Below are 13,253 nucleotides of genomic sequence, written 5' to 3' on the forward strand. Positions count from 1 at the left end.
TCTTTCATTTAAATTATTTTAAAATGTCTACTAGTAATATAAAGTCACCTATAATAAATTCAGAATTAAGTGATCTCACTAAAAGGGATCAGAAGCACTTATGGCATCCCTTAACACAGCATAAGCTATCTTCAGAAATGTTACCTATCGTAAAAGCGAAAGGAGCTATTTTGTATGATGACATGGGTAAGGAATATGTAGATGGTATTGCATCATGGTATACTAGTATGTATGGGCATTGTAACCCGGCAATTACCGCTAAGGTGGCAGCACAGATGCAGGAATTAGATCAGGTGGTTTTTAGCGGATTTACCCATGAACCGGCAATTAAATTATCTGAAGCGCTCATAGAGATCTTACCGTCTAATCAGCAAAAATTATTTTTTAGTGATAATGGTTCTACTGCTACCGAAATTGGAATTAAAATGGCTCTTCAATATCATCATAATCTTGGTAATGATAGAAAGGTAATGTTAGCTTTTGAAGAAGGTTTTCATGGGGACACTTTTGGTGCAATGTCAGTTTCTGGATTATCGGTATATAATGGAGCTTTTGAAGATCATTTTATTAAAGTGGTAAGAATTCCAGTTCCTACCGGAGACAATAATCTGGAGGTTTTGGAATTATTGAAAAGCAGGATCTCAGAATATAATCTTGCAGGTTTTATTTATGAACCTTTGGTACAGGGTGCAGCAGCCATGAAAATGCATGATCCAAATGGTTTAAATGAGATCTTAAAGATCTGTAAAGCGAATGATATTATTTGTGTGGCAGATGAAGTTATGACCGGGTTTGGTAAAACTGGAAAGAATTTCGCGTCAGAATATATGGAGGAGCAGCCAGATGTGATGTGTCTTTCTAAAGCATTAACGGCAGGATTATTACCAATGGCCATTACTACTTGCTCTCAAAAAGTATATGATGCATTCTATGCAGATGAGATCTCTAAAGGACTTTTTCACGGGCATACTTACAGCGCCAATCCATTGTCTTGTACTGCTGCTATTGCCGGAATAGAATTACTGAGATCTGAGGAGATCCAAAATGATATCTTAAGAATAACAAAGTCCCACCAAGACTTTAATGCTAAAATAAAAGACCATCCCAAAGTTACCAATGTAAGACAGCTTGGTGTTATTTATGCGTTTGATCTTAATGTGAAAATGGAGCGATATGGAAATGTGAGAAATATGCTTTTTAAACATTTTATGGAAAGTGGCGTTTTTCTGAGGCCACTAGGAAGTACCATTTATATATTGGCGCCATTTGTAACTAATGAACAGGAGCTTAAAAAAATATATAATAGTATAGAAGCTGCTCTTGAACTTTTTTAGTTCATAATTTCTAAGTTATTAATCTAATGACACTTGTGTTTAGAAGAATCAATTTTATGATTTATAATTTAGGAGATGCCTTATCACGCCTTATTTTTGCTTAAAAATTGCGACTTTTGAAAACACCTGTTTATATAGCTGGCATAGCTTCTGTTTCCCCTTTAGGAAATTCTTCAGAAGAGGTATGGAAGAACTATAAAGACCCTAAGCATCTTATTTCTAAAAAACTTTTTGGAGAACAGGAAACTTTTGCAGCTTATCTTCCAAAGTATGTAGAGGAAGAGATAGACCTTCTTAGAAATTCTAATCCCGTTTTTCAAAATCTTGATCTTTCAGTGTTGTACGCTATATATACCTCTAGAAAAGTAATAGCTGAAGCAAATTGGAAGAAGGGAGATGAGATCGGTATAAATATAGGAAGCTCTAGAGGTGCAACCGGACTTTTTGAAAAATATCATAAAAATTTCTTAGAAACAGGCAAAGCAGAGACTTTAGCTTCTCCTACAACTACTTTAGGAAATATCTCTTCGTGGGTAGCTCAGGATATTGAAACTACAGGGCCGGAAATATCTCATAGCGTAACCTGTTCCACCGGATTACAGGCAGTTTTAAATGGCGTTGCTTGGTTAAATGGTGGAATGGCAGAGAAATTTTTAGTAGGAGGGAGTGAGGCGGCGTTAACACCTTTTACAATAGCTCAGATGAAGGCTATGAAGATCTATGCTACAGAAGATCTTAATTATCCGTGCAGAGCTTTAGATATTGAAAAACAAAGAAATACCATGATCTTAGGAGAAGGGGCAGGAGTAATAGCTCTTCAACTTAATTCTGATAATTGTATTGCCAAAATTTCGGGAGTGGGATATGCTACGGAAAGGCTAAATCATCCGGCTTCTATTTCTAGTAATGGAGAATGTTTCCAAAAAGCTATGAAAATGGCTATTGGAGAGATGGATCTTTCAGAAATTGATGTTGTGGTAATGCATGCTCCTGGAACTGTAAAGGGAGATCAAGCAGAAATTAATGCTATTAGCGCGCTATTTGGAAATAATTTGCCGGCTATGACTTCTAATAAATGGAAGATTGGGCACACCTTTGGAGCATCTGGAGTGTTAAGTTTAGAGCTGGCTGTTTTAATGCTTCAACATCAGGAATTCATACCAGTTCCTTTTTCCACTATCAGCAAAGCCCCGGCACGACTAAAAAATATACTGGTGAATGCAGTAGGTTTTGGTGGAAATGCAGTCTCAATTTTGATCAACAATAGTTAAATTTATACGTTCTCACCGTTTTTGGAGAATATGGAAATAAATCTTTTTAATACAAACATTCAGAAAGACTTAGTTTTAGTTATTTTTGAATACAAATAATTTTTATGGCAACTAAACACAACTGGACCAAGGAAGAAATTCTTGAGATTTACAATAAGCCTTTTATGGAATTGCTTTATGAAGCAGCAACGATCCATAGATTGCATCACGATCCTAACACAGTTCAGGTTTCAACATTATTATCAATAAAAACTGGCGGATGTCCTGAAGATTGTGGGTATTGCCCACAGGCAGCCAGATATCATACCAATATCGAAGGGAATGATCTAATGAGCGTTAACCAGGTTAAAGCTCAGGCTTTACGTGCAAAAGCATCGGGAAGTTCTCGTGTTTGTATGGGAGCGGCTTGGCGTAATGTTAAAGATGGAGATGAATTCGATTCTGTTTTAGAAATGGTGAGAACCATCAATAAACTAGATATGGAAGTTTGTTGTACACTTGGGATGATCACAGAAAATCAGGCACAGCGTTTAGCAGAAGCTGGATTGTATGCCTATAATCACAATCTAGATTCGTCTGAAGAATATTATAAAGAAGTGATTTCTACACGTGGGTATCAGGATAGATTAGATACTATTGGAAACGTTAGAAAAACCAATGTAACGGTTTGTAGCGGAGGAATTATTGGAATGGGAGAGTCTATAGACGATCGCGCCGGAATGTTGGTAGCGCTTTCTACATTGAATCCTCAACCAGAATCTGTTCCAATAAATGCGTTGGTTCCTGTAGAAGGAACTCCTTTAGAAGAACAGGCACCGGTTTCTATTTGGGAAATGGTAAGAATGGTAGCTACTACCAGAATTATAATGCCGGAAACTCAGGTTAGACTTTCTGCCGGACGTACTCAAATGAGTAGAGAAGGACAAGCTATGTGTTTCTTTGCAGGAGCAAATTCTATCTTTGCAGGAGATAAACTTTTAACCACACCAAATCCTGATGTGAATGAGGATATGGAAATGTTCAAAGCTTTAGGCTTAAATCCTCAAAAAGCATTCGAGAAAAAGGCAAAACCGGAAAGTGTTTCTGCAGAAGATTCTAAGTTTGCTAATTTGGGAGAAAAACCAAAATGGTCTCGTCCAGGGCATCAAATAGAAAAGAACCTACAAGCTCAGGAAAAAGCAAAAACTAAAGTTTAATATATCATTGAAGCTTGATCTACAAGAAATACCAAGAGTTAAAGGAATTTCTAAACAAGAATTTCTTAAGGAATATTTTATTCCTCAAAAGCCTGTAATTCTTGAAGAGCTTAGCAAAGATTGGCCTGCCAGACAAAAGTGGGATTTTGATTATTTTAAGCGAGTAGCCGGAGAGGTTGTAGTTCCTGTATATGATGGAAAACCAGCTAAAGGGAAGCAAAAAAGCCATGCTCCGGCGAAAAAGCTTAAATTTTCTGAATATATAGATATTGTAAAGGCAGGCCCAACAGATTTAAGAATGTTCTTCTTTAATCTGTTGCAAAACTGTCCGAAGCTTATACAAGACTTTAAATACCCGGAATTGGGGATAAAATTCTTTAAGAAGCTACCTGTTTTATTTGTTGGAGGTGAAGGTTCTAAGGTAGTGATGCATTATGATATGGATCTTGCCAACAACTTTCATTTTAATTTTGCAGGTAAAAAAAAGGTAATTCTATATGGTCCAGAGCAAACCAAATTTCTTTATAAAGTTCCCTATTCTATAGTGAGTATGGAGATCATAGATATGGATGACCCAGATTTTCAGAAATATCCTGCGCTTGCAAAAGCCAAAGGTTTTGAAGCTGTATTGGGTCATGGTGATGCACTGTTTATACCAAGTAAATGGTGGCATTTTATAAAATATCAAACTCCGTGCTTGTCTTTAACACTCAGATCCTTACCAAGATCGCCAAAAAAGATATTAGAAGTATTAAATAGTGTAATTTTGCTAAGGAATTTCGACAATCTTATGCGCAAACTTCGTGGGCAAGATTGGATAGACTATAAAAATAAACAAGCGATAATCAAAACGCATAAAAATTTAGGGATTGAATGATGGAAGATAGATTGAACTTAGCACAGATTCCTAGAGTAAAAAATATCTCTAAAAAAGATTTTGTAGAACAATATGTAAAGACTCAAAAGCCGGTTGTAATTGAGCATTTAATAGAAGATTGGCCTGCTTTTAAAAAGTGGGATCTAAATTATATTAAAGAAGTTGCCGGTAATAAAACGGTGCCTCTTTACGATGATCGTCCTATTACATCTGAGTTTAAGTTCAACCAGCCACATATGGAGATGAAAATGTCTGAATATATAGACCTTCTTCAATCTAAACCTACCAATTACAGAATATTCTTATATCACCTTTTAAAAGAGGTGCCTAAGCTTCAAGAAGATTTTAAGTTCCCAAAAATGGGGCTTCGATTTTTAAAGCAGTTACCAATGTTATTCTTTGGTGGTGTTAATTCTAAAGTGTTTATGCATTATGACATTGATTATGCTAATATTCTGCATTTTCAATTCAATGGAAAAAAACAGTGTATCTTATATCCACCTTCAGAAAGTAAATATTTATACAAGGTTCCACACTCTCTTATCTCTAGGGAAGATATAGATTTCACGAATCCAGATTTTAAAAAATTCCCGGCCCTTAAAAAAGCTAAAGGTTATATTACCGAGCTTAAACATGGGGAGGCTCTTTATATGCCAGAAGGTTATTGGCATCAAATGACGTATCTAACTGCCGGATTTTCTATGAGCTTAAGAGCAACTTCTAGAGGTTTGTTGAATATCTCTAAGGCTGTTTATAATTTGGTGGTAATGAGACATTTTGATAATTATATGCGTAAGTGGAAGGGTCAGGATTGGATAGATTATAAAAATGTGAAGGCCATGGAGAAAACACATGCCAATATTTAAATTAGTTGATAAGGTTATTGCTTAATTCATAGACCAAATTAGATTCAAATCCTCTTTGCAAAAGGTAATCACTCAACTTTTTTTTCCGCTTGTATGGATCTGATTCTTTAATAAGATTAAGCTTTTTCTCTGCTACCTGTTCCAGAATATTTAAATATTCGTTTTCATCTATTTCGGTAAGCCCAAGTTTGATTATCGGCGCAGAGATCTCTTTCTTTTTAAGTTCCTGGGTGATCTTTATTTTACCCCATTTTTTAATTCTGAACTTACCCCGAACAAAACTTCTGGCAAAGCGCTCTTCATTTAAGAAATCCTCGCTCATCAGTTCAATTATAATCTGTTCACAAGCTTGAGGGATCATTCGCATTTCCCTTAATTTATCTTCCACTTCTTTTTGGGATCTATCTCTATAGGCACAAAATTGCGCTAATTTGAGCGTCGCCTCTTTAACGGTATAAGATTTTTGTGATAGATTATCCTTCATAGAGACAAAGGTATAAAGACAAGCTTAGAAATACAGCTTTATCAATACTAATACTATATATAAAGCATTTAGGCTTTAAGAATTAAAATATTATAGAAGATATAATCTGCTCATTTATCAAATAAGGTATATTTGAGGATGATTCGGTTTTTATTGTTGTTAGCATTAGTGCTTAGTTTTAATAATTCTTATGGGCAGTTAGGCTTTTGTAATGGAAGTAAAGGTGATCCTATATTTCAAGAAGACTTTGGTACAGGTTCTGGATATGGCCCTAGGTTGGCTGCAGGAATTACTAATTATAGTTATGTAACTCAAGATCCTCAAGATGGGGAATATACCATATCTAGCATTATTGGGCGTGAAATCCCATCCTGGCATTCTTATTCTCCAAATTTAACTCCTTCTGGAGGAAAAGCGCTAATTATAAATGCCGGCTTCACTGCAGGACAGTTCTATAGAACAGATATTTCCGGACTTTGTGAAAATACTACCTATGAGTTTTCGGCTTATCTGATGAATATTTATAATTCTGCAAGTGGTGCTTGTGCTGATGGTGATATTCCTGTAAATGTAAAATTTCAAATCTGGGATGAAACCAATACTCAGCTTTTGAAAGAAGGCAGTACAGGTGCTATAAATTCTACCGCTTTTCCTTTAGCTGAAGAATACGCTCTAACTTTTAAAAGCGCACCAGGACAGAATAATGTGATTCTAAAAATGTTTAATAATGGAGAAGGTGGTTGCGGAAATGACCTTGCAATAGATGATATAATTTTTAGATCATGTGGAGATCTCACCAGTATAGATGCTGGAAATTCATCAAACATGAATTTGAGAGTTTGCGAGGAAGATACTCCGTACAATGTAGATCTTAAAGCAACACCAGATAACACAGTGTATCAAACACATGCTTACCAATGGCAACGAAGTTTAGACGCAGTTAACTGGACAGATATTAGCGGAGCAAATCAGAGTAATTATACGGTTGTGAATTTAGTGCAATCCACATATTATCGCGTAAAGGTGGCAGAGGATAGTATAAATCTTACTAATAATTTGTGTAGTTCTTTTTCTGAAGCTTTTTTTGTACAGATGGTTTCAGTACCAACCGCGCCAGTTAGTAACGGAGATGTGGTGGTTTGCGGTAATTCTGAAATACCTCAAATTTCTGTAAAAGCGGGGGTAGATGAAATGGTGAATTGGTATGATGCTCCATCTGGCGGAAACTTACTTCAAGCCAAATCTTTTAATTATCAACCAGATGTTGCTGGTATATTTTATGCGGAAGCAAAAAGCACCTTAATAGAATGTAAACCAAGTTCCAGAACTGCAGTTAAAATTACTCTAGATAATATCCCAGATGTGGAAGATGAAACAATTCAGATATGTCCAAACTCAAATATATCTTTAGATGCAGGCGTAAGTGGTTTTAATTATATGTGGTCTACTGGTGAAAATTCCAAGACTATTCAAGTAACGCAACAAGGCAATTATACCGTGGAAATAGCTACAAATTTAGGATGTGCCGTAACAAGAGAATTTACTGTTAACGATATAGATGATGCGCAAATAAGTGATGTTAGAACGGATGAGAATTCTATCGAGATCATTCCTGTAAATACCGGAGTTTTTGAATATTCTCTAGATGGAGTCAATTTTCAGGATTCAAATGTATTTTTAGGAAAGCCCGGCGGAGTTTATACTGCTTATATGAGAGATAAGAGTGGTTGTAATACCGTTAGCTTGCAATTTCCATACATTTCCCCTCTAAAATTTATAACGCCCAATGGAGACGGTTACAACGATAATTTTATTTTAAGAGGAGTAGAAACTTTTCCTTCTTCTCAAATTATGATCTATGACAGGTATGGGAAATTATTGAAAGCTAGCAATGGAAGTAATTTTTCTTGGAATGGGACTTTAGAAGGTAAAGATCTTCCTGCAGCAGATTATTGGTATCATATAAAAATTGAAGGCTTTGGTGAGCTTAAAGGCCATTTTTCTTTAATTAGATAGAGAATTTCTTCTAACAAAAAAACGCCTCTCAAATTAATGAAAGGCGGTAATATGTAAAAAATTATAAGAGTATAATTTCAATAAATAAAAATAGATATATACAATAAATCAAAAATCTAATTTCATTCACCACTAATCAATCTTTTTTTAATCAAAATCAAAATTATCCTCACTTAGTAGAAACGATTGTCCTACTTCAATAATCTTCACTTCATTATTTAAAGAATCTTTTTCAACAATAAATAACTTAGGTAAACCTTTTTCTTTTTCTATACGCAGATTATCAATGGTGATTTTAGAAAGTTTTTTAATTGCAGTATCTATAGGAGTAATTGTTATTTTCTCTAAATAATCCAATTTTCTGACTTTTATCTCTGTTTCCATTCTACTCAGATAGATTGTATCTTTTTCATTGTGAATCATAAAAGATTGATCTTCATTTTTTATATCGAATTGGATATTGGAATGAAGCACAATCTCATCATAATCCAAGTATATTTTTTCATTATGATCACATCCATATAATAGGACTCCAATAATTAAAACAAAATATTTAAATATTTTATTAGACATTTTGATGTTTTTAATCATTCCAAATTCATTAGAAAGTTGAGGTAATAAAAATAAGATTTCTCAAATTAATGAAAGGCGTTAGTTTTAAGAATAATGAGTTTATTCTAATACTTCCCCGTTTTTATCGTGAAAGTGATATTCCATGTACGTGTAAGCGTCTCTTGGTAAAATTTTTACCCAGCGCTTATGGTCAAAAAACCATTGGGAGCGGGGCGATGGAAAGCCTCTTTAATTTTCTTTATTTATCGGATTTTTGACAAAAAAACACAATATAATATAGTTGAAATTTAGTAATACACCCTAATTCAATTATAATCCCTTAGTTACACTTTTATTAATATGCAACGATAGTTACTTCTACTTTATATAAGATATAAGTGTTTTTATTACTTTTTTTTAGAAAATAAATATCTTTAAATTCAACCGGCTGTTTGGCTACTTTTTTCCAACTTGTAGTTTGAATCCAGTTATAATCTACTAAATTTAATTTTTTAATTTCATCTTCTTTGATTTTGATTTCTTCTTTTGATATTATTTCAAAAGTTAATTTTGAAACTTTTATTTTAAGATTATCTCTACCACTTTCTGGGTCAAAATAATAAGTACCATTTTTTTTTGCTTCTTTTATTTTCTTTTGATGGTATTCATACTCTTTTTTGTTCAATAAATTTATGAACCGAATTTTTTCGCAAAGCATAATATTATTAATGGTATATTCAGAACTACCATTCTCTAACACAAAATACACATCTTCTTTTTTTTGTGAAAAAGATACGAAGGAGTATAAAATAAAAATTAGTGATACATATTTATTTGCATTCATTGACTTTCGAATTTTCATAATTTATAATTACTTTTCTAATTCTTTTTTTCTCATTCTTTGCATATTCTGGGTCTACATGTAAAGTAGCGAGTAAATGTGTAGATGACAATCTAGCAAATTTTCTATTAATGATGTTGTTATAAAGCAATACTCTACTTAAGGTTTTACCATGTTTAACAGTTTTTCTACATCAATCTGCGAAATTCTCTACAGATTTTAAGACGTCTTTTTTGTTATATTTTTATGGGAAGAAGGTGTGATGTGATGCTGTGATGTAGTGACGCTGTACTCCAATCTCTTTTTTAGAGCGTTTCTCTTTCATTTCTTCGCTTTTTTCCTCCCTTACTTCGCCACTTTGTCATTATTTAAAAAATAGCAAAAAAAAACGCCTCTCAAATTAATGAAGGCGTTACTTTTTAAGAATAATAAGTTTATTCTAATACTTCCCCGTTTTTATCGTGAAAGTGATATTCCATGTACGTGTAAGCGTCTCTTGGTAAAATTTTTACCCAGCGCTTATGGTCAAAAAACCATTGGGAGCGGGGCGATGGAAAGCCTCTTGTTAAAAAGGCTGCAATAAATGGGTGCGTACTCAAAGTGATCTTTTTATGATTCTTCTTGATCAATCTTTCTAGGTCGGTCTTAATTTTATCAATTACGATAATAGGTGCCTCAATCTCACCTGCTCCGTTGGGATTTTCTTCCCTGGTTTTGATATTAGTTTCCGGCCTTACGCGTTGTCTTGTTATTTGAATCAATCCGAATTTACTAGGAGGAAGTATTTTATGTTTAGCGCGATCATCGCTCATTTCTTCCCTTAAATGATCATAAAGGGCCTTCCTGTTTTCGGGTTTGTTCATGTCTATAAAGTCTACTACAATAATCCCACCCATATCGCGTAAACGAAGTTGGCGAGCTATTTCTGTAGCGCTTATTAGATTTACTTCTAAGGCTGTATCTTCTTGATTCTTAGCTTTATTAGACCTGTTGCCAGAGTTCACGTCTATAACGTGCATGGCTTCGGTATGCTCAATAATCAAGTAAGCACCTTTACTCATAGAGACGGTGCGTCCAAATGAAGTTTTTATCTGTCTTTCGACTCCAAATTTTTCAAAAATGGGAACATTGGTTTGATGCAATTTTACTATAGATTCTTTATTAGGGGCAATTTCTGCCAAATAATCTTTAATTTGTACATATAGCGTTTCATCATCTACGCAAATAGAAGTGAAAGTATCATTAAACACATCTCTTAAGATGGATGATGCTCTATTTAACTCTCCTAATACCTTGGAAGGATGAGGTGCTTTGTATAATTTTTTACACATGACTTTCCAACGATCCATCAAATTTTGAAGATCTTTGTCCAGCTCTGCTACTTTTTTGCCTTCTGCTACGGTACGTACAATAACACCAAACCCTTTAGGTTTAATACTTTTTACTAATCTTTTAAGTCTATCTTTTTCTTCTTTGCTCTCAATTTTTTGAGAAACCGAAACCCGGTTAGAAAAAGGAACTAAAACTATATACCTACCCGGAAGAGAAAGCTCGGAGCTAATTCTCGGACCCTTAGTAGATATAGGTTCTTTCATGACCTGTACCAATAGCGACTGATTTGATTTTAAGACTTCAGCAATGCTGCCGTCTTTATCAATGTCTTTTTCAAAAGTAAAATTCTGTAAAGAATAGTCTTTTAATTTACCTGTGCTTACACGTTTTACGAATTTCAACAATGAAGAGACTTGAGGTCCCAGATCATGATAGTGTAAAAAACCATCTTTTGTGTAGCCTACATTTACAAATGCGGCATTTAATCCGGGAACAGCTTTTCTTATCTTGGCAATAAAGATATCGCCAACAGCAAAATTACTGTCGTCTTCTTCCTTGTGTAATTCAACTAGTTTTCCATCTTTTATTAAGGCAAAATCTACAGCAGAAGAACTGGTTCTAATAATCAATTCTTTATCCACTTTAATTAGATTTTTGTCCCGATTGTGTCGGGATGGATTAAACATTAAATTTTTCACAGGGTTTTTAAATCCTGAAGAAACACTTAATTACTTTATAAATAATAAAGGTTTCATTTTCAAAGAACGTCTTTTACTAAAAAAAGTAGTGCGAGCACTACTTTTTCTTATGGCGGTTAGCTCTACTTCTTTTCTTTCTTTTGTGAGTAGCTACCTTATGTCTTTTTCTTTTTTTACCACTTGGCATAGTGTTAGTTTTTAAGATTAATAATTCTATTATCCTTCTTTAATATTAAGAAGTGTTCTATTTTACGTCTACATTACTTTTAACTCCATCTACAAACACTCTTGCTGGTTTAAAAGCAGGGATGTTGTGAGCTGGAATCTTGATAGTCGTATTCTTTGAGATGTTTCTTCCGGTTTTCTCAGCTCTTGTTTTAATAACAAAGCTTCCAAATCCTCTTAAATATACATTATCTCCGCTTTCTAAAGAAGTCTTTACTTCTTCCATAAATGTTTCAACAGTAGCTTGAACATCACCTTTTTCCATTCCTAATTTCTCTGAAATTCGGGCTACGATATCTGCTTTCGTCATTTTAGTGCTATTTATTGGGGTTTCTTAATTTTCAAGGGGGCAAATATAAGAATTAAATCTCCAATAAATCAATCCTAATTCATTAAATAGTAACCAAATAAAGAATTATTATTGCAATCAAACATCTATATCTGTGGTATTTCATAAAAGTCTGACATACTGGTACTTAAATAATAAAAGAGAGCTGCCTTGGCGAGAAACCAGTGACCCATATTGTATTTGGCTGAGTGAAATTATGCTTCAACAAACAAGAATAGAGCAAGGATTACCCTATTATTTGGCATTTACTAGTGCTTATCCTACCGTTTTTGATCTTGCAAAAGCTTCAGAAGAAGATGTTTTAAAACTATGGCAGGGACTTGGATATTATTCCAGAGCTAGAAATTTACATACCACTGCTAAACATGTAGCTTTTGATCTTAATGGAGTCTTTCCAAAATCTTATGAGAGTTTACTAAAATTAAAGGGAGTAGGAGATTACACGGCAAGTGCTATAGCTTCTATCTCTTATAATGAACCAGTAGCTGTAGTAGATGGAAATGTTTATAGAGTGCTAGCGCGTTATTTTGATATAGATACCCCTATTAATAGTTCTTCCGGAATTAAAGAATTTAAACAGTTGGCTCAAGAATTGTTAGATAAAGAAGATCCTGCTACTTATAATCAGGCAATTATGGAATTTGGAGCCTTGCAGTGTAAGCCACAATCTCCATTATGTACATCTTGCCCTTTAAGTGATAGTTGTTTAGCTCTTCAGAACAACAGAATAGCAGAGTTGCCGGTGAAGATCAAGAAGACTAAAATTAAAAAACGGTATTTTAATTACCTGGTATTTCAATCTAGTGAGAATAAGACACTACTTGAGAAAAGAACAGGAAAGGGAATTTGGGAAGGATTGTATCAGTTTCCCTTAATAGAAACAGAAGGACTTAAAGAAGCTTCAGAAATTGAATCGCACATGGAATTTTCTGAATTTTCTAAAAATGAACCTTTAGGGGTTACCTTATATAATGATGCCCCTATTTTACATAAATTATCTCATCAACATATTTACACAAGGTTTTGGATTGTAGATAAAAATGAACTTCCAAATACTGCAATCTCTATATCGTCTGTAGCGGAATATCCGGTTCCGGTGCTTATTGCAAATTTTTTAAATGACTATAGTTTCTCTTATTAATAGTGACTTTAAGATTTAACCCTCCAGATTTATAATTTTGTTAAACATAGACTTAATAATTTTATCTATTT

12 protein-coding genes are annotated in these 13,253 nt (G+C 34.0%); 7 read left to right on the top strand and 5 right to left on the bottom strand.

What is annotated here, in order from left to right:
* Positions 1–23 precede the first annotated feature (23 nt).
* The 5 genes from bioA to BLT84_RS05205 all read left to right on the top strand — a co-directional run bounded on the left by bioA (position 24) and on the right by BLT84_RS05205 (position 5,544).
* Positions 24–1,334: an adenosylmethionine--8-amino-7-oxononanoate transaminase gene (gene bioA, locus BLT84_RS05185; RefSeq protein WP_091263365.1), complete on the top strand. Its 1,311-nt coding sequence runs from the start codon at positions 24–26 to the stop codon at positions 1,332–1,334.
* A 116-nt stretch (positions 1,335–1,450) separates the two neighbouring features.
* Positions 1,451–2,605 carry a beta-ketoacyl synthase N-terminal-like domain-containing protein gene (locus tag BLT84_RS05190; RefSeq protein ID WP_091263367.1) on the top strand — a complete coding sequence of 385 codons (1,155 nt, stop codon included), beginning with the start codon at positions 1,451–1,453 and terminating at the stop codon, positions 2,603–2,605.
* A 104-nt stretch (positions 2,606–2,709) separates the two neighbouring features.
* Positions 2,710–3,801 carry a biotin synthase BioB gene (gene bioB / locus BLT84_RS05195; RefSeq protein ID WP_034886957.1) on the top strand — a complete coding sequence of 364 codons (1,092 nt, stop codon included), beginning with the start codon at positions 2,710–2,712 and terminating at the stop codon, positions 3,799–3,801.
* A gap of 7 nt (positions 3,802–3,808) precedes the next feature.
* Positions 3,809–4,678: a cupin-like domain-containing protein gene (locus tag BLT84_RS05200; RefSeq protein WP_091263370.1), complete on the top strand. Its 870-nt coding sequence runs from the start codon at positions 3,809–3,811 to the stop codon at positions 4,676–4,678.
* Complete coding sequence (locus BLT84_RS05205) at positions 4,675–5,544, top strand: cupin-like domain-containing protein (protein WP_091263372.1); 870 nt, start codon at positions 4,675–4,677, stop codon at positions 5,542–5,544. The genes BLT84_RS05200 and BLT84_RS05205 overlap by 4 nt, the downstream gene beginning before the upstream one ends.
* 1 nt (position 5,545) lies before the next feature.
* Here BLT84_RS05205 and BLT84_RS05210 read toward each other — a convergent pair whose 3' ends face one another.
* Positions 5,546–6,028 (bottom strand): regulatory protein RecX, encoded by a 483-nt coding sequence (locus BLT84_RS05210; protein ID WP_091263374.1) that lies wholly within the window; start codon positions 6,026–6,028, stop codon positions 5,546–5,548.
* A gap of 153 nt (positions 6,029–6,181) precedes the next feature.
* On the opposite strand from BLT84_RS05210, the gene BLT84_RS05215 reads away from it, so the two are divergent.
* On the top strand, positions 6,182–8,044 hold the full coding sequence (locus BLT84_RS05215) for a T9SS type B sorting domain-containing protein (RefSeq protein WP_231929489.1): 1,863 nt from the start codon (positions 6,182–6,184) through the stop codon (positions 8,042–8,044).
* Positions 8,045–8,191: 147 nt separating this feature from the next.
* Here BLT84_RS05215 and BLT84_RS05220 read toward each other — a convergent pair whose 3' ends face one another.
* From BLT84_RS05220 to BLT84_RS05235, 4 genes are all read right to left on the bottom strand, one after another.
* Entirely contained in the window at positions 8,192–8,617 is a 426-nt protein-coding gene (locus tag BLT84_RS05220) for a hypothetical protein (protein ID WP_157717899.1), read from the bottom strand.
* 334 nt (positions 8,618–8,951) lie between these two features.
* The gene (locus BLT84_RS05225) at positions 8,952–9,440 is read right to left on the bottom strand and encodes a hypothetical protein (RefSeq protein WP_091263380.1); all 489 of its coding nucleotides are present in this window, start codon (positions 9,438–9,440) and stop codon (positions 8,952–8,954) included.
* A 431-nt stretch (positions 9,441–9,871) separates the two neighbouring features.
* The gene (locus tag BLT84_RS05230) at positions 9,872–11,410 is read right to left on the bottom strand and encodes an Rne/Rng family ribonuclease (protein WP_034887714.1); all 1,539 of its coding nucleotides are present in this window, start codon (positions 11,408–11,410) and stop codon (positions 9,872–9,874) included.
* A 301-nt stretch (positions 11,411–11,711) separates the two neighbouring features.
* Positions 11,712–12,017 (bottom strand): HU family DNA-binding protein, encoded by a 306-nt coding sequence (locus tag BLT84_RS05235; protein ID WP_262489651.1) that lies wholly within the window; start codon positions 12,015–12,017, stop codon positions 11,712–11,714.
* Between the two features lie 118 nt (positions 12,018–12,135).
* Between BLT84_RS05235 and mutY the strand changes: the two genes are divergently transcribed.
* A complete protein-coding gene (gene mutY / locus BLT84_RS05240; RefSeq protein ID WP_091263382.1) occupies positions 12,136–13,182 on the top strand; it encodes an A/G-specific adenine glycosylase in 1,047 nt (348 codons plus the stop codon).
* Positions 13,183–13,253: the final 71 nt, after the last annotated feature.

It is taken from the genome of Gillisia sp. Hel1_33_143 (genome assembly GCF_900104765.1).
Classification (GTDB): Bacteria; Bacteroidota; Bacteroidia; order Flavobacteriales; family Flavobacteriaceae; genus Gillisia.

Excerpts from the sequence above, each read along its gene's own strand:
- bioB (WP_034886957.1), top strand. The coding sequence starts at position 2,710 with ATGGCAACTAAACACAACTGGACCAAGGAAGAAATTCTTGAGATTTAC.
- BLT84_RS05225 (WP_091263380.1), bottom strand. The coding sequence starts at position 9,440 with ATGAATGCAAATAAATATGTATCACTAATTTTTATTTTATACTCCTTC.
- BLT84_RS05220 (WP_157717899.1), bottom strand. The coding sequence starts at position 8,617 with ATGTCTAATAAAATATTTAAATATTTTGTTTTAATTATTGGAGTCCTA.
- BLT84_RS05210 (WP_091263374.1), bottom strand. The coding sequence starts at position 6,028 with ATGAAGGATAATCTATCACAAAAATCTTATACCGTTAAAGAGGCGACG.
- bioA (WP_091263365.1), top strand. The coding sequence starts at position 24 with ATGTCTACTAGTAATATAAAGTCACCTATAATAAATTCAGAATTAAGT.
- BLT84_RS05205 (WP_091263372.1), top strand. The coding sequence starts at position 4,675 with ATGATGGAAGATAGATTGAACTTAGCACAGATTCCTAGAGTAAAAAAT.